Raw genomic sequence first — 16,716 nt, 5'->3', positions numbered from 1 at the left:
GCGCAGCTTAAGATCGAATCTAACAATTTGTCCGGACAAATTGCACTTCCCTTCTTGACAAGCAAGAGGTTGTCCGGACAACTTTGCATCAGAAGGGCGGGAAATAACATCTGCCGCCTGCCGTCAGCACTCCATCTAAGGGAGGAATACATAGGATGATTTCGCGCAATTCATACAAGCTTGTACTCGCCAGCTTTACCTCAGCCATTGCTATAGCTGCCATTCCATCGGGGGCCCTCGCCCAAGATGCAGACAGCGAAGAAGCTTCATTAGAAGACGACAATGTCATCGTCGTCACCGCGCAGCGCAGGGCAGAGAACCTTCAAGACGTTCCCGCTTCAGTGTCCGCTCTGAACGGCGCTCAACTCGAAGCTCGGCAGATCGCTGATGCGAACGATCTGACTTCGCAGATCCCCGGTGTGGTTATCACAACTGGAACGGGTACGTCCTCATCAGCGCGCATCTTCTTCAGAGGTGTTGGCGAGGACGAATCGCGCGGTGCAATCGACCCTGCTGTCGGCATTTACATTGATAATGTATATCTGGGGCGGACCGTGGGCTCGCTGGTCGATTTATTAGACATAGAGCAGGTCGAAGTCTTACGCGGCCCCCAAGGAACGCTTTATGGCCGCAACACCAATGGCGGCGCGATCAAGTTTACTTCGGTTCGCCCGCAGCTCGGCGAAAACTCGGTTTCAGCTGACTTCGGCGTAGGCAATTTCGACCGGATCCAAGGGCGCGGCACCGTGAACCTGGGTCTTGCCGACTCGCTCGCAGTGCGCCTTACTGGGCTCTACAAAGAACGCGACGGCTTCCACACTCTCAACCCCAATGGTGATTTTGCCGCTCAAGCAGGAACCGAAGCTGGCGACGAGCAAGTCTTCGCTTTTCGCGGTAGCCTTTACGGCGAGATGAATGAAAATTGGAGCGTGCTCGCAATTTTCGATTACACTCGCGATGAAAGCGATCCGGTGCCAAGCTCGCTAGCCGACAGCAGCACCAATCCAGCCATCACCACAGACGTTGATCAGGATATTTTCACCGTCGAACCAGCCGCTGGCGTCACCTGCTCAGCGGCAACACCGGTCAACTTCCAGCCGATTGGATGTGTCACAAACTTCGACAGCGAAGTCGAAGCCTTTGGGGCCTCGCTCCAGCTGACAGGTGAATATGACACCTTTACAGTCACCTCGATCACCGCATTGCGGGCCTTGCAGGACGATTTGTCGAGCTTCATCAGCTTCCCGTTTTTCCAGCAAACCGACCAAGATCAATTTAGCCAAGAAGTGCTCGTGAACACCGATTTTGACGGTCCGTTCAATTTCACCGCCGGTGCCTTCTATTACAATGAGACGGTCGATCTCGACTATATCTTCGTCTTCCCGTTTGAGAACGATGTGGAAACCGAGAGCTTCTCACTGTTCAGTCAGGCGACCTTTGACATAACCGATGCGCTCACGCTGACAGGGGGCTTGCGTTGGACCACTGAAGACCGCGAATTTGTCGGTAATGCGGGCGGTCCGCTTGCAGGATTTGGTTCCAACATCACCGGCGAAGCGGATACAGATAACGTCACCTGGACGGCCAAGGTCGACTATTCCTTAACCGACGACATCTTGTTCTATGCGTCCTATGCGACAGGCTTCAAGTCTCCTGGCTTCTCGCCTGATTGCTTTAGCCCGTTCGCCTGTTTCCGGGCCGTGGACGAGGAAGAACTCGACAGCATCGAAGGCGGGATCCGCACAAAATTCTGGGACGGCCGTGTGACCTTCAACGCGACCTATTTCTACAACGACTATCAGGATCTCCAGATCAGCGGCACGCTGCCAACAGGCGGCTTCACCCGGATCAACGCAGGTGAAGCGGGCATTCAAGGCGTCGAAGTTGAAGCCCAGATCGAACCCGTCGATGGCCTCACAATCTACGGCAACGCAAGCTTTCTCGATGCTGAGTATGAAGAGCTCAACGTGGACCAAGCAGGCCTCTTGACCGCGAGTTCGATAGATCCAGCAACAGGCGCTGTGACCGGTTTGGGGCCAGCCTGCGCGGCGGGAACTCCGGCGACCGATCAGGGCATCATTGATTGTGCTCTTGGCCTTGACCTTAAGAACGCTCCAGATTTCAAAGCGCTGGTCGGGTTTAACTACGAAATACCTGTCGGGAACGGTGAGGTTTTTCTCGGCGGCGATGGCGCATGGGAAGATGACACATTCGGTCTGGTCGCAAACGTACCAGGAACCGAACAGGAACCTGGCTTCCGGCTTAATGCACGGATAGGGTATCGCACTGATCGCTGGCGCGTGACGGTCTGGGGCAAAAACCTCACCGACCGTGAGTATTTCCGGGCCAACACTTTCAATGCACCGACTGGCCAAAACCAGGTGTTTGCCGCTCCGCCCCTGACCGTCGGCGTGGATGTGGGCTTCACCTTCGACTAAAATGGGATTGAACCTCCTCTCCAGATGCCGAACTCTGCTTGCAGGGTTCGGCATACTCCTTTCAGCGGCGGTTCCTGCATTTGCAGGGACCGCTGCTGAGGCGGGTGTCGCGCCATGGAGCGAGAAGGTTGTTTCGGTATCCGAATTTGAGCCCGCGACCCGGCTTTTCCGCCATGCTGGCGGGTGGCGGCTGGTCCAGTCGGGGGAGATGGACAAGAGTGAGCTTGCTTATTGGCAACTCGCCGAAGAGGCGTCCGGCGCGTTTGAACTTTGGTGCGCGCCTGAGGCCGACACCGGCTGCATACGCTTCATTCGAATTTCAGGCACCGAGCAAGAACCCATCCGCCCCGCCGCACGGGCTTGGGACACGGGCGGGATCTACTCTATCATGGTCAGAAGCGACAATGTGCCTGCGCTTTATGATCAAGCACTGGAACTAGGGTGGTGGGCAGAAAGCCCTCCCATCCGCTTTCAATTCGGCGCATCGGACCTTCGCAATGTGGTGCTAACAGGTCCGCACGGAATTCATGTTGCGGTGTATGAACGGATCACACCCGACTTCACCGCCTTCCCAGTCGGCAGAATCAGCCAGGCGTTCAACTCCATGCGCATGGTCCGCGACCGGCCGCTCGCACGCGATTTCTACCGCGAGATGCTCGGCTTCGATATGCTGTTCGATAGCGACCGCGAGCCGACCGAACCCGCCTTCTCAAATTTCAGCATTCCGCTCAATTACACGCCCCAGATCGTGCGAGCCGCCGCTGCGCTCCAGCCTGAATTGCCCGGAGAAACGGGGCGGGTCGAAGTGATGCAGATCACCGGCTTCACCGGCCACGACCATTCGGCCAAGGCCTCGCTCCCTAATCTCGGCATTATCTCGGTGCGTTATCCGGTGCGCGACTTTGCAGCCTACAAAGCCGCACTCGAAGCAAAGGGCATTGCCTTTGCGCGCGAAGCGCAGGATGTTGTCATCGCTGGCGTTGGCACAGTCGACCTTTTCGCAGTGCGCGATCCAGACGGAAATCTGACGGAGTTCTATAGTGCAGGCGAGTGACCCAGCCGCTGACCGAGGCGAGTTTTCCAAAGGGTGGACCATCCTCATTGCAGGCGTGCTCGGCGTTGCCTGCGGTGCCTCACCCATCCCCTTCAACGTCATCGGCTTTACTGTTGACCCTATGATCGAAGAATTTGGGTGGAGCCGCACGCAAATCCTCTTCCCGATCACCATTTTTGGCGTGATCGCAAGCCTGCTTGCCCCCTTCTTCGGATCACTCGCGGACACCCACGGCGTGCGCAAAGTGGCTCTCTGGTCGCTGGTCGCCTTTGGCCTTTCCTTCGGCGCGATCAGCTTGACACCAACCGCTGCGGCGACCTCGACGCTTTATACCTATTATGCGCTCTGGGTGCTGGTGGGACTTGTCGGGATTGGCTCAACCCCGGTCACTTGGAGCCGCGCGGTCAATCTGTGGTTCTTCAAACATCGCGGCCTTGCGCTCGGTATTCTTCTTCTCGGCACAAGCCTTGCTGCCATCGTGGTCCCGAGGCTCGCTGTTTGGGCGATTGAGACCCAAGGTTGGCGATCAATGTTCGGCATTGTCGCCTTGCTCCCGCTGCTGATCGCCCTGCCTGCCGCCTTCTTCCTCTTCCGCGAACCGCGCCCCGAAGAGCGCCCCAAAGCCATCGAAAGCGCGAGCGGCAACCTCACCGGGGTCGAGCTCAAGACCGCGCTCAAAGACTACCGCTTCTGGCTGATCTGGCTCTCCATCGCGATCATTGCGACCGCGTTTGGCGGGGCGTTTATCAATATGCCAACCATGCTCGGCGACCGTGGCATCAGCCAAGGGGACGCGGCAAGCGTTATGGGCATCCTTGGCATCGGTATCCTGACAGGCAGGATCGCCACTGGAGCCTTGCTCGACCGCTTCTGGCAAGGGTTCGTCGCCTTCCCGCTGCTGTGCTTGCCTGCAATCTCGTGCTTCATCCTGCTCAGCGGTGACGTCACCTTTGCGATGGCAGGGCTCGCAGGGTTTTTGCTTGGCTTCGCAGCAGGCGCGGAAAGCGATCTTATCGCCTATCTCACGGGCCGCTATTTCGGCATGGCGCATTACGGCAAAATCTACGGCATGCTCTACATGCCCTTTGGCCTGTTCAGCGCATTATCACCGATCATTTACGCCTATGTACGCGACACGACCGGGAGCTATGACCCGATCCTGCAACTCGCACTTTTCGCCTTTGTCATTGGCGGCGCATTGCTGCTGTTCCTTGGCAAATACCCGGAAGCGCTGCCCGAATCGGGCACTCCTGCACCCTCCCCTTCCCCTGAATTGGAGCCTGCCTGATGGCCACCCTAGCCTCCACTTCCAACAGCCTCGTTGCCGATCTCAAAGCAACCGGCGCTGAGGTTCTTGATGACCCGGCGAGCCTCGATTTCTACGCCTACGACATATACGATCGCGGAGCGGACCTTGCCGCGATCGTGCGGCCCAAGGACAAAAATCAACTCTCAAAAGCCGTGCAGGCCGCCACCGATGCAGGTCACCCCGTTGCCCCGCGCGGCGGGGGATGAGCTACACCGGTGGCTATACCCAGGGCCAAGCGGGTGCAGTCCTTTTCGACCTCGCTCAAATGAACCGCGTGCTCGAAGTCGACGAGGTCTCAATGACCGTGACGGTCGAGGCGGGTTGCACATGGGCCGCTATTAAAGAACACCTCGCCGAGCGCCATTTACGCACGCCCATGTGGGGCACGCTGTCGGGGCTTAAGGCGACCATTGGCGGCGGGATGAGCCAGAATGGCATCTTCTGGGGCACCGGGCGGCATGGCTCAGCGGTGCAAAGCTGCAATTCGCTTGAGGTCGTGCTTGCGGACGGAACCCTGCTCAACACCGGCAAGAAGCACACGCGGCCCTATGGCCCGGACCTCACCGGGCTTTTCCTGGGCGACACCGGGGCTTTGGGTATCAAAGCGACGGTCACGCTGAGGCTCATTCCAGAGACCGACTTCCACGCCTACGCCAGCTTCGCCTTTGACGATGCGAAAGGGTGGTTCGCCGCCGCCAGCGCTATCGAACGGCAGGGTATTGCGACCGAATGTTTCGGCTTTGACCCCTACCTTAACGCCATCCGCATGAAACGCGACAGCCTCACCAGCGACGCCAAGCAACTCGTCGGCATGATGAAGAAGCAGGCCTCGACTGGGGGCGGCGTTATGAAAGCGCTCAAAGAGGGCGCAAAGGTCGTCGCAGCAGGGCGCGATTTTCTCAAAGATGCCAATTTCTCGCTCCATGTGCTTGCCGAAGGGCGCATTCAAGCCGCCGCCGATGCAGATGTTGAGATCGCGCGCCAAATCGTCCAGCAGCAGGGCGGGCGCGAGGTTGAGAACACCATCCCCAAGATCATTCGCGCCAATCCATTTGGGCCGCTGAACTCCGTCCTCGGCCCCGAAGGCGAGCGCTGGGCCCCGATCCACGGGCTCGTCTCACACGGCAAATCTGCTGCCTGCTTTGCTGCATTCGAGGCGCTGTTTGCAAAGCATTGCGAAGAGATGGCGCGGCTCGGTGTCCACTACGGCACTCTCGTCGCAGCGGTCGGCGGGGCTGGCATGATTATCGAGCCGTGCCTCTACTGGCCCGATGCGCGTAATCCGGTGATTGAGGACACGATCGAGGCCGCGCACCTCAAGAAACTGCCCAAGCACAAGGCGAACGCTGATGCTTGGACGCTAACACAAAAACTCAAATCGGCGATTGTCGATATTTTCTTTGATCACGACGCCGCGCACTTCCAGATCGGGCGGACCTATCGCTACCGCGATCATCTTCATCCGCGTGCGGATCGGCTGCTCAAGGCGGCGAAGGCAGAGCTTGATCCAAAGGGGCTGATGAACCCGGGATCACTTGGGTTGTAAGTGCCACTAGAGCTTGATCGCAGGCGGGCATTGGCAAGTGGTCTTCTGGCTGCGATGGCAAGCGCAGCTCCGATTGCAGCTGCAAGGGGCCAGGAAAACAGGGGAAAGCCAAAAGGCGAAACTATGAGCGACACCTCAACCTATTCAGCCATGGCGATGCAGCTGACCGCGCGCTCGCTTGAGCGTTTGCCGGATGCGGACGCGGCCCGGGCGGCAATGCTCGAGCATATTGCCGCAATCGAAGGGCAAATCCGCACCAGCTCGATCTTTGTCGCGCAATATTCGGGAAAGCCCGTAAAGCTGGCGGTGCTGCCCGAATATCTCTTCACCTCCTATCCGGGACGCATCTCCATCGAGGACTTCGCCGCGCGGGTGGGCTGGGCAGCGGATGGCCCCGAGTATGAAGCGCTCGGCGGTGTGGCGCAGCGCTTGGGCATGTTCCTTGCGGGTAACGCCTATGAGACCGATGAGGCCTTCCCCGGCTTCTATTTTCAGACCTGTTTCATCGTCGCGCCTTCGGGTGATGTGGTGCTACGATACCGCCGCCTTCTGTCAATGTTCGCCCCCAGCCCCCACGATGTGTGGGACGCATATCTCGACAAATATGGACTTGAAGGGGTCTTCCCGGTCGCCAAAACCGAGATCGGAAACCTTGCCGCGATTGCATCGGAAGAAATCCTCTATCCTGAGATCGCGCGGGCACTTGCCTTACGCGGCGCAGAGGTGTTCTGCCATTCCTCCAGCGAAGTCGGGTCCCCCATCGCCACCAATAAAGACATCGCCAAACAGGCACGCGCGTTTGAGAACCTTGCCTATGTCGTCTCTTCCAACACCGCTGGGATTTCAGGGACCGCGATGCCGCTTTCGAGCGCGGAGGGGAACAGCCAGGTGGTCGATTGGAAAGGCCGCGTCGTGGCGCAATCTGGCGATGGGGAAACCTTCACCGCCTTCTCCACCGTCGACCTTAGCGCTCTTCGCGAGGCCCGCTGCACCCCGGCAATGACCAACTACCTTGCCCGGCAACGCCCTGCTCTCTTCGCCGAAGCCTATGCCGCAGCCGCACAGCCCTTTCGCGGCCCCAATGGGATGAGCGAAGGTGGCACTCCCGCCATCCCCGACCGCGACTATTTCCGCCGCGCTCAAGCCGAGGTGATCGAGCGATTGGGTAAGGCTGGCATTATTTGATGAGACACAGAAACGTCCGAGGGAAAATCCGCTATTCCTCGATGAAGCCGGGTATGGAGGGGAAGGAGCGCGGGCGCGAGTGGTTCAACTTCTCGCACCACGCGGATGGTTCGGTCATTATGAGCGCTCAGTGCGAAATTGAGGAGCCTGATCCCACGGTCCTGCGCAATATCACCTGCCACATTGGGCCAGATCGCAAGCCACAGAATTTGCTCGTGCATTTGACCTTGGGCGATGAGTTTTTGGGCTCAGGCTGGATGCGATATGACCAGGCCTCCGACCAGATCCTGTGCGAGAGCTACGGCCCCGGCATTGGTCGCAACTCAGAGACCCGCACAGCAGGCGAGTTTGACGCTTTCGGCACGCACCCAGTTGTCGGTGATGGCTTCACCACTCGGCTCATGGACGTCTCGAAGGGCCCGCACAAACGGCGGCTCAAATTCTACCTCCCCTCCCCCGATCACAGAGGCGCGACGGCTCCGCAAATCGCCTGTCTCGAAATGACGATGGAATATGTGGGCCTCGAGGAAAAGACGGTCGAAGCGGGCACATTCCAATGCCGCCACTACCGTTATGTCGATGACAGCGAAGAAGGCATGGGCGGTACGCGGCACCCCGATTTCGATATGTGGGCGACGGCCGATGAGGACTCGATCCTCGTTTACGGCTCCATCGACGGCTATATGATGAACCGGTATGAATTGGTTGAATTAGAGCGCTGAGTTAGCGTTCGATTTGCTCTATCCCGTCCGCTGGAAATTCGGCGATAAAGGTGTTGTTGCCGACTTTGCCGACCATATCTTCGCGAAGCGGTGCCTCTGGATAAACCCGGACGCTGTAATCGCCTGCGCTCGGGTTCTGGCGCAGCGGCAGGATCGTTTCCTGATAGGTCTTGCTGTACCAAAAAGCGCGGGCGTTTTCGATGCAGGGGAAGCGCACGTTTAGCGTCGTATGGCGTGTGTCCTCAGTGCCTTCAAATATCTCCAAAGTGCGCGGGATATTGAGATAATATCCGCCCAGTTCCTCATAGATTTTGCTCTCAGCGATAGCGCGGGCGTATTGGCCCATGCGTGCGCGGTCGAGGGTGAGGCCGGTGACGACCATCACGACGGGTTGGTCGCAGGTCGCTTGGGGTGGTGGTCCAGCACGCTCGGTTTCCTGAGCCAGCGCAGGCGACGCCAACAACAGCGCGGCCCCTGCAACAACGGCCAAATTCCTCATCCCTCAATCCTCTTCTCATCGCACAATGTCCGCTTCCACGGCTCATCGTCCTTGAACCACTGCCAAGTGCGCGCGCGGGTCTGCGCTCCGGGGAAGAGGCCTATCATTTCCACATAACACGCACCCGGCACATCCAACCGGTCAAGCCTCAGCATGATCGTGTGCTCATGGGTCTGCCAGCCGTAGCCCGAAAAGCGGTCGGTGTCCCAAATCAGCCGTTGACCATCGAGCGTGCCGCCGAATTCGTACGTAGCTTTGCGTCCATCGGCCCAGCTGATCCAATTGTGCTGGATATAGTGCCACTCGCCATTGTCCGGAAATTCGCAATGCGTTTTGACGCGGCGTTCGTCGAGCAATTGGCCGCCTAAATCAAAGTCGCGATACCAACCGTCCCAATATCCATCGTGGAGGAGCATGGCAGGCATGGTGGTTTCCAATTGCGCGCGGTTGCCCATCAGCCTTGCCCTTCGCGGTAAGCGTCAATCGGGAGCGCTTGGCCGGTCTGCGCGATCATGGCTCTGCGGCGGAGGAACCTCAGGAGACCCTCATCGCCCATGCGGCTAGGGCCAAGGCCAGAGGCTTTGCGCGAGTGGTTGGTTGCATCCGAGACCATGCTGGTCAGCGCGCCGTCCTGAAGGCTGATCGCGCCCGCCTCGAGATGCGCGCCGACTTGCGCGGCTTCTTCCAACGACCCTGCGAGCACAGCGGCAGCGAGGCCGTAGGCGGTGTCATTGGCGTGGGCGATAGCCTCATCCAGCGTCTCGCAAATTATGACCGGGAGCACAGGGCCGAACGTCTCGTCGCTCATCACCGCCATATCGGGGGTGACATCGGCAAGGATGGTGGGGCGCAGGTAATTGCCGCCGCCCAAATGCTCGACTTTGCCGCCCGAAAGAACCCGCGCGCCTTTCGCCACCGCATCGTCGATCTGCGCCTGCACTTTACCGGCTTGGTCGGGGAAGATGAAGGGGCCGATATGGCCTTGCTTGGGGTCAGGGTGGGTGATTTCGACCTTCTCTGCTGCACTCACCAAGGCGGCGAGGAACGGCTCGGCAATCTCACGCGCAACGAAGATCCGTTCGATGGATTGGCAAGCCTGTCCGGTGGCGACAATCGAACTGCGCAAGGCGACCTGCGCGGCCCACTCAGGGTCAGCGCTGGCGGTGATGATCATCGGGTCTTTCCCGCCAAGCTCCAAATTGGCTGGGATCAGCTGGCGCGCAGCCGCCTCGGCAACCTTGCGGCCCGTCGCGGTTGAGCCTGTAAAGCAGACATAGTCCACCTCTTCGATCAGTGCCTGTCCCACCTCAGCCCCGCCCATTACATAGGCGAGCGGCAGTTCGGGCACCGCCGCGAGCACCTCGCGCAAGGGCTCTGCAAAGCGCGGGGTGACTTCGGACGGTTTCACCAGCGCCGCGCATCCCGCCATCAGGGCAGGCACCGCGTCGATATGGGTGAGGATCACCGGGAAATTCCACGGAGCAATCGCGCCGAACAGCGGATAGGCGGAGTAGTCGGAAGTGATCTCAAACCCCGGTGTGGCCGACGGTTTCCCTTCGCGATCCAATCCCGCGATCAGCGCCGGCCCACGCTCAGCCCAGCGGCGGATACTGCGCGAGAGCCCATCGACCTCGATCCACGAAACCGCATGGCGGCCTGTGTCGATGGCGAGCGCCTCTGCAATGCGCGGAGCAGCAGCGTCCACTGCATCGGCGAATGTGAGCATCACCTTGGCGCGCCCCTCAGGGCCCAGCGCTTCCCATGCAGGTTGCGCTTGCCTCAGGCGGGCGGCCTCGGCGGCGATTGCCTCGCGCGAACTTGCTGCAAATTCGTAGTCAGCCTCGCCAGTGCGCGGGTTTAGAGCCTTCATTGTTGTGTGTCCCATTCGGCGACGATGTCTTCTCCGCAAGCAATCCAAGCCTCGGCGCGGCCGGTGAGGTCTGCGAGCAGTTCCTCAAGCGCGCTGATCCGGTAGGGCTGACCGATGATATAGGGCGTAAGGTGGACCGGCAGCATCCGGCCCCCTCCCTTGGTGTAAGCCGTGCCCTTGGCCTCAGCGGCGAGCCAATCGAAGCTATCGCGCATCATCTGCGCCCAGCCTTCAGCGGAATGCTGCTGCGCCGCGATAATCATGCGGTCGGAAAGCTCGGTGTTCAAAGGCAGGTTGATAAGGCCGTTTTTGAAGCGATAGGGCAACTCATCGTTGACCCAATCGCAGGTGTATTGGAGGCCATATTCAGCGAGGATATCGGCCGTTCGCCAGCTTTGCGAGCGAGCAATCGAGTGCCACCCCTTGGGCTTCACGCCGCACGCTGCTTCCAACCGGGCAAGGCTGTCGGTAATCAAAGCACGCTCCTCGTCCTCTGGGAGGTCCGAAGTGATCGTGCCGTTCATATCGGTGGAGTGAGCGATGATCTCATGGTCACCTTCCAGCACCGCTTCGATCAGCTCGGGATAGCGCTCTGCCACCGCAGCATTGACCGCAAAACTCGCTCGTACGCCTTCCGCCTTAAACGCCTCCAGCATGCGCCATACGCCCACTCGGTTGCCGTAATCGCGCACGGTGTAATGGCGATAGTCGGGATAGGGCGTGACCATATGCCCCGGCGCGCGGAAGGGTTTGTCCTCAGGCGTTATCGGGAACCACTCAAGGTTCACGCAAAGCCAAACCGCGACCGATTTCCACTCGGGCCATTGGACGGGCGCGCGCTCGTGCATGTTCGACCACTCGTAGAACTGGTGGTCATAACCCTCGCGGCGGTGAGGATAAGTGGTGTAGTTGTCGGGGAGTGTCATTGGGCTGCTCTCCAATGGTCGACTATTTCCCCTGCCCTAGCCTTCCAACACCTTGGGTCCGCGGCGATGTGAGCAAGCGCCTCTTCAAACGGGCCGATGCGGTGAGGCTGGCCGATGAGATAGGCGTGCAAGGGAATACACATCACTGTGCCAGAGCCCGTGCGCTCGCCCTCTTCGGCGAGCCGCTCAAACTGGCGGATCAGGCAATCGGCATATTCGCGGCCCGACATGCCGTAGACATTGAAACCGTAGTGGTCGTTCACCTCAAGGCTGTAGGGAATCGAGGCAAGCTTGCCAGAGGCCACTTTCACCTCTTGAACCTGATCGTCGTGATAGAGGTCGCAGGTGTAGGTGAAATCGTACTCCGCCAAGAGGTCGAGCGTGCGCGGCGTGTGGGTTAATGCGGGGGCGAGCCAGCCGCGTATTCGCTGACCGGTCGCCCCCTCGACCGAGCGAGATCGAGTCTTCGATGATCGCCCGCTCCTGCGCCTCGGACATGCCGTAGGAATAGCGCGTGTTGTAAATACCGTGGCTGAAAAACTCCCACCCGCGCGCCGCCCCGTCGGCGACGACTTCGGGGTGGTGATCGCAAAGCGCGACCGAGAGGCTGACCGAGCCGGGAAAACCATGGCGGCTCATCACATCGGCCATGCGCCAGTGGCTCACGCGGTTGGAGTGGTCGCGGTAGGAATAGCCAACGACGTCTGGATGCGCCTTGGGCCAAGGTTTGCGCTGCGGGTTCGCGGGCGGGTCAATCTCGTAATATTCGAGATTGGGCGCAATCCATACAGCGCAGGTTTTTCCCTCAGGCCAGGCCAGTTTCGGGCGGGCTTTGTAGGGGTGATAATCGTAGAGTCCGGGATCGGGTGCGCCTTCAATCATTGCCTCTCCCCTCGTCATTGCGAGCGTAGCGAAGCAATCCAGAGCAAAGCGCGAAACCGCTCTGGATTGCCGCGTCGCTTCGCTCCTCGCAACGACGGAAAGTCATGCTCGCGCCTCCAGCCAGTCGATCACTGCCCGCACCGGCTCGACATCAGCGTACTTCAATTGAAGGTCGGTGAGGTTTGCGAAGTGATAGCTCTCATGCTTGTCCGCGCAGGTCTCAATCGGGACGATAGTGCGATAGCCATAGGACAGCGCATCCACCGCCGTTGCCCGAACACATCCGCTGGTCGAGCCGCCCGTCACCACCACCGTATCCACCCTGTGAAAGGTCAAATAACTCGCGAGCTGGGTCTCAAAAAACACGCTCGGCATGCGCTTGGTAAATTGCAGATCGTCAGGATCAATCTCACAGCGAGGATCAAACTTGTGGCGTTCGGAGCCGTATTTGATGTTCTGCAAGGAGTCCTCAGTATCGGTGCGTGTCCCCCAGACGCCCGCATCGGCGGCGTCCTCCTTATACGCTACCCGGCTCCAGATCACCGGCATGCCCTTGGCGCGCGCCAAGCCGCTGACTTGGTTGATATAGTCGATCTGATTGGGGTCGGTCTCATAAGCGGTTTTGAACAAATCAGTGCGCGTGTAGGCTTGCTGCACATCCACATTCAAGATTGCTAGTTTCTCGCCAAAGCCGAACTTCTTGCGCGCTGGATTGGCCATCACCGCCTCAAACAGTTCGCGCGCGGTCTTGCCCTCTTCGATCATTTTCGTGCCAATAAGCTCGCTCATTGAGGCCCCTTTCGATTCTGTTTGACGGGAACAATAATCGCCCTAAGAAGCTTGTCGAGTGGAATTTGTCCGGACAAATTTGAGGAAGCAGTGAAGAGCACCATCACCCGCCACATGCTGACAATCCCGGCTACGGGGCGGCGCGTGCATTATCGGCGCAGTGGGAGTGGGCCGGTTCTGCTGATGGTGCATCAAAGCCCTCGCTCCTCTGCGGAGTATGAGGCGTTGATGCGCAAATGGAGCGCGCACTTTACCTGCATAGCGCCTGATACCCCAGGATTTGGTCAAAGCGATCCGCTTTCCGTTTCTGGGCCTGGCGAGCCTGATATCAATGACTTTGCCGATGCACTGTGCGAAGTTCTCGATGCGCTCGGGGTCGAAAGCTGCCCCGCATATGGCTTTCACTCGGGCGGCCTAATTCTTGTCACCGCGCTAAAGCGGCACCCCGAGCGTTTCGAATGCCTTGCGGTCGGCGGCTATGCGATCTGGAACGCGGAGGAGATGCGCATCTTCGGCGAAAGCTATCTCCCCGAATTTCATCCCAGCGCTTACGGCGAGCATCTCACATGGCTGTGGAACCGGATGCTGGAACAAAGCTGGGTCTTTCCGTGGTTCGACACGCGTCAGGAAGCCCGGTTGTCGGTCGCTCATGCCGATGTGGCCCGCGTCAATCAGGCGGTCTCTGAGATGCTCGATGCCGGGAACCACTACCGCGCAGGATACGGCGCTGTTCTGAGAGCGCCGCGCGATATTCCGGATGCGGGGGCACATGTGCCGCCCTGCCTGATCACCGCCTATGATGGCGATCCACTGCAAGAACATATCGACCGCTTGGGAGAGATGCCGCGAGGGTGGGCCGCGAAGAAAGTCGCGGCGCCTGCTGACCATCAAGCAGAATCGCTGGCGTTTCTGCTTGCACATTCGGACAGCTCCCCTGCCCCAGAGCTTGCAGAGGATGCCAATGAAGGCTGGCTTTCGATTGATGGCGGGCTGATCCATTGGAAGGGCGAGCGCAGCGGAAAACTTGTGCTCCACCCACCCGCTGCTGAGATGGCAAAGCCCGCCCCCGGTGAAATTGCTATTGATGTGCCGGGACACGGGCAATCGGACGAGTTTAAAGACATTGGCGTCGCAATAAGAGTGGCCGCGGCAGCCCTAGGCGCGAGCCAAATCGTCTGGCCGGAGCCCCCCCAGGCGACCCCGCAAAGCTCTATCCCGATATGACGCCCGGCCGCTTTGGCGGGCACCTTCAGCGCGCCTGGGCAGCGGCGCGGGCGCAAGCCTTCTTCGAGCCTTGGTATGAGGCAAGCGCAACTCACGCGATCCCGCTCGACCCGCAAGCGCTTGATCCACATCAATTACACGCCCGCGCAATTGCCCGCATCAGGGCAGGCGATGCCGCACAAAGCTGGCACGAAACACTTCTTACTCTCAAGGGAGACTAGACGATGACAACCTACGCTGAATTTGCTGAACGCATGCCTCTGCTCGCCCGCCACGAGGGTGTTTGGGACGGCGCCTACACCTATTTCAACGCGAAGGATGAAATGGTGGACCAACATGCGAGCCGCCTTTTGTGCCGTATGACCGGCAAGGACGATGTGCCGTACCACCAAACCAATCACTATCGCTGGCCCGATGGAAAGACCGAAATTCGCGACTTTCCTGCAGAGTATCGCGATGGCCGCATCTGGTGGGACAATGATCTGATCCAGGGTTGGGCCGCCGAGGTTCCGCTCGATAAATACAACCGCACGATGATGCTCTACTGGCAGCGGACGGGCGACCCATCGCTTTATCTTTACGAGCAAATCCAGATCTCTGATGACGGCCAGAACCGCTGCCGGACATGGCATTGGATTCGCAATGGCATGCTGGAAACCCGCACCGCCATTCAGGAGAAATTTGTGACCAAAGACTGGAACGCTATCGACGCCGAGATGGAAGCGGCCGCCGAAAAAGGCGAAATGGTCGAATTTGGCGGTGGCCCAGGGTTCGGCGGATAATCTGCACCTGAGCGCTTATGGCTAACACCCTGTTCGATAAAATCTGGGATCAGCATGCCGTTGCAAGCAGCGGTGGTGGCTCGTCCCTGATCGCCATCGACCGGGTGTTTTTGCACGAGCGCACCGGGGCAGCGGCTCTCAACCGCATGGCTGAGATGGAGCGCAAAGTTCTTGATCCTGCGCGCGTCTTTGCGGTGATGGACCATATCGTCGATACGCGGCCCGGACGCGGCGACGGCACGCTGATGCCGGGAGGCAGCGGCTTTATCACTGAGACCAGAGCCGCGTGCCGCGAGGCCGGTATTAAGCTGTTCGATGTCAATGACCGCGACCAAGGCATCGTCCATGTGATCTCGCCTGAGCAAGGCATTGTCCTGCCCGGCCTCACTCTGGTCGCGCCCGATAGCCACACTTGCACCCAAGGCGCGTTCGGCGCGCTTGCACTGGGGCATAGGCTCCTCGGAAGCTGAACACGCGATGGTGACAGGCACCTTGCGACTGGAACGGCCCAAGACCATGCGCGTGCGCTTTGAAGGTGAGCTGTCCTTTGGCGTGACGGCCAAGGACATGATCCTGACGCTGATCGCTCAGCATGGCGCAGGCGGAGGCGCCGGCCATGTGCTTGAATTTGCTGGGCGAGCGATCGAGGCGCTCGACATGGAAGCACGCATGACGCTGTGCAACATGGCGACTGAGTTTAGCGCCATGACCGGCATTATTGCGCCAGATAGCAAGACATTTGAGTATCTTGCGGGGCGTCCCTTTGCACCGGGCAACTTCGATGATCCGTATTGGGCGCGGCTGGTAAGCGACAAGGGTGCAAACTTTGACCGCGAAATTACCATCGACGCGGCTCAAATCGCCCCCATGGTGAGTTGGGGCACAAGCCCCGAACACGCGGTCGCCGTGGATGGCAGAGTTCCCATAGGACCGAGGCGCGCACACGAATATATGGGGCTACCTGCGGGCCAGACCCTTGCAGGCACATCTCTGGACGCCGCCTTCATCGGCAGTTGCACCAATTCGCGCATATCCGACCTTCGCCTCGCTGCCTCTATCGTGCGCGGCCGCAGGATCGCGCCTTCGATCAAGAAAGCCCTCGTCGTGCCCGGCTCTCTCGCGGTCAAACGACAGGCCGAGGCAGAAGGCCTCGACAAGATTTTCGAGGCTGCCGGGTTTGAATGGCGGATGAGCGGGTGCTCCTTGTGCTTCTACGCTGGCGGCGAGGGCTTTCCTGAGGGATCACGCGTTATCAGCAGCACCAACCGAAATTTCGGAGGCCGCCAGGGCCCTGGCATCCGGACCCACATCGCCTCACCCGAAACGGTAGCGGCAAGCGCGATTGCAGGCGCGATTGCCGACCCGCGCGCGTTTGCGATGGAGGAGGCGTGATGCTTGCCCCTCTCTTCGTCACCCTGAACTTGTTTCAGGGTCCATGTCACAGACCTGCTCAGGCCTTTAAGGCTTTGGGCGCACAGTCGCCAAGCAAT

At 59.5% G+C, this 16,716-nt stretch carries 17 protein-coding genes and 1 pseudogene; 11 read left to right on the top strand and 7 right to left on the bottom strand.

What is annotated here, in order from left to right; genetic code table 11:
• The first annotated feature begins 155 nt into the window (after positions 1–155).
• From AC0V60_RS02575 to AC0V60_RS02545, 7 genes are all read left to right on the top strand, one after another.
• Positions 156–2,438 carry a TonB-dependent receptor gene (locus tag AC0V60_RS02575; RefSeq protein WP_486176992.1) on the top strand — a complete coding sequence of 761 codons (2,283 nt, stop codon included), beginning with the start codon at positions 156–158 and terminating at the stop codon, positions 2,436–2,438.
• Position 2,439: 1 nt separating this feature from the next.
• Positions 2,440–3,492, top strand: a complete 1,053-nt coding sequence (locus AC0V60_RS02570) for a VOC family protein (protein WP_486176991.1) — start codon at positions 2,440–2,442, stop codon at positions 3,490–3,492.
• Entirely contained in the window at positions 3,479–4,780 is a 1,302-nt protein-coding gene (locus AC0V60_RS02565; RefSeq protein WP_486176990.1) for an MFS transporter, read from the top strand. Before AC0V60_RS02570 ends, AC0V60_RS02565 begins: the two co-directional genes overlap by 14 nt.
• Entirely contained in the window at positions 4,780–5,007 is a 228-nt protein-coding gene (locus AC0V60_RS02560; protein WP_486176989.1) for a hypothetical protein, read from the top strand. The genes AC0V60_RS02565 and AC0V60_RS02560 overlap by 1 nt, the downstream gene beginning before the upstream one ends.
• Complete coding sequence (locus tag AC0V60_RS02555; protein WP_486176988.1) at positions 5,004–6,347, top strand: FAD-binding oxidoreductase; 1,344 nt, start codon at positions 5,004–5,006, stop codon at positions 6,345–6,347. The genes AC0V60_RS02560 and AC0V60_RS02555 overlap by 4 nt, the downstream gene beginning before the upstream one ends.
• A gap of 123 nt (positions 6,348–6,470) precedes the next feature.
• Positions 6,471–7,532, top strand: a complete 1,062-nt coding sequence (locus AC0V60_RS02550) for a nitrilase-related carbon-nitrogen hydrolase (protein ID WP_486176987.1) — start codon at positions 6,471–6,473, stop codon at positions 7,530–7,532.
• A complete protein-coding gene (locus AC0V60_RS02545) occupies positions 7,532–8,254 on the top strand; it encodes a hypothetical protein (RefSeq protein ID WP_486176986.1) in 723 nt (240 codons plus the stop codon). Before AC0V60_RS02550 ends, AC0V60_RS02545 begins: the two co-directional genes overlap by 1 nt.
• A gap of 1 nt (position 8,255) precedes the next feature.
• Here AC0V60_RS02545 and AC0V60_RS02540 read toward each other — a convergent pair whose 3' ends face one another.
• The 7 genes from AC0V60_RS02540 to AC0V60_RS02510 all read right to left on the bottom strand — a co-directional run bounded on the left by AC0V60_RS02540 (position 8,256) and on the right by AC0V60_RS02510 (position 13,220).
• On the bottom strand, positions 8,256–8,753 hold the full coding sequence (locus tag AC0V60_RS02540; RefSeq protein ID WP_486176985.1) for a DUF1330 domain-containing protein: 498 nt from the start codon (positions 8,751–8,753) through the stop codon (positions 8,256–8,258).
• A complete protein-coding gene (locus AC0V60_RS02535) occupies positions 8,750–9,208 on the bottom strand; it encodes a hypothetical protein (RefSeq protein WP_486176984.1) in 459 nt (152 codons plus the stop codon). Before AC0V60_RS02535 ends, AC0V60_RS02540 begins: the two co-directional genes overlap by 4 nt.
• Positions 9,208–10,623, bottom strand: a complete 1,416-nt coding sequence (locus AC0V60_RS02530; protein ID WP_486176983.1) for an aldehyde dehydrogenase family protein — start codon at positions 10,621–10,623, stop codon at positions 9,208–9,210. The genes AC0V60_RS02535 and AC0V60_RS02530 overlap by 1 nt, the downstream gene beginning before the upstream one ends.
• On the bottom strand, positions 10,620–11,549 hold the full coding sequence (locus AC0V60_RS02525; RefSeq protein ID WP_486176982.1) for a polysaccharide deacetylase family protein: 930 nt from the start codon (positions 11,547–11,549) through the stop codon (positions 10,620–10,622). Before AC0V60_RS02525 ends, AC0V60_RS02530 begins: the two co-directional genes overlap by 4 nt.
• The gene (locus AC0V60_RS02520; protein WP_486176981.1) at positions 11,546–11,854 is read right to left on the bottom strand and encodes a hypothetical protein; all 309 of its coding nucleotides are present in this window, start codon (positions 11,852–11,854) and stop codon (positions 11,546–11,548) included. The genes AC0V60_RS02525 and AC0V60_RS02520 overlap by 4 nt, the downstream gene beginning before the upstream one ends.
• Positions 11,814–12,431 carry a polysaccharide deacetylase family protein gene (locus AC0V60_RS02515; protein WP_486176980.1) on the bottom strand — a complete coding sequence of 206 codons (618 nt, stop codon included), beginning with the start codon at positions 12,429–12,431 and terminating at the stop codon, positions 11,814–11,816. The genes AC0V60_RS02520 and AC0V60_RS02515 overlap by 41 nt, the downstream gene beginning before the upstream one ends.
• A 102-nt stretch (positions 12,432–12,533) precedes the next feature.
• Complete coding sequence (locus AC0V60_RS02510; protein ID WP_486176979.1) at positions 12,534–13,220, bottom strand: isochorismatase family protein; 687 nt, start codon at positions 13,218–13,220, stop codon at positions 12,534–12,536.
• 90 nt (positions 13,221–13,310) lie between these two features.
• On the opposite strand from AC0V60_RS02510, the gene AC0V60_RS02505 reads away from it, so the two are divergent.
• From AC0V60_RS02505 to AC0V60_RS02490, 4 genes and pseudogenes are all read left to right on the top strand, one after another.
• Positions 13,311–14,444 (top strand): alpha/beta fold hydrolase, encoded by a 1,134-nt coding sequence (locus tag AC0V60_RS02505; protein ID WP_486176978.1) that lies wholly within the window; start codon positions 13,311–13,313, stop codon positions 14,442–14,444.
• Positions 14,441–14,665, top strand: a complete 225-nt coding sequence (locus AC0V60_RS02500; RefSeq protein ID WP_486176977.1) for a hypothetical protein — start codon at positions 14,441–14,443, stop codon at positions 14,663–14,665. Before AC0V60_RS02505 ends, AC0V60_RS02500 begins: the two co-directional genes overlap by 4 nt.
• 3 nt (positions 14,666–14,668) lie before the next feature.
• Positions 14,669–15,226, top strand: coding sequence for a DUF3598 domain-containing protein (locus AC0V60_RS02495; protein ID WP_486176976.1), 558 nt, complete (start codon positions 14,669–14,671; stop codon positions 15,224–15,226).
• 17 nt (positions 15,227–15,243) lie between these two features.
• Positions 15,244–16,618, top strand: a pseudogene (locus tag AC0V60_RS02490) (3-isopropylmalate dehydratase large subunit).
• Positions 16,619–16,716: the final 98 nt, after the last annotated feature.

This window comes from Erythrobacter sp. S259, from assembly GCF_057364965.1.
The sequence above is the reverse complement of the archived record's forward strand: the minus strand, read 5'-3'. Positions and strand labels throughout refer to the sequence as shown.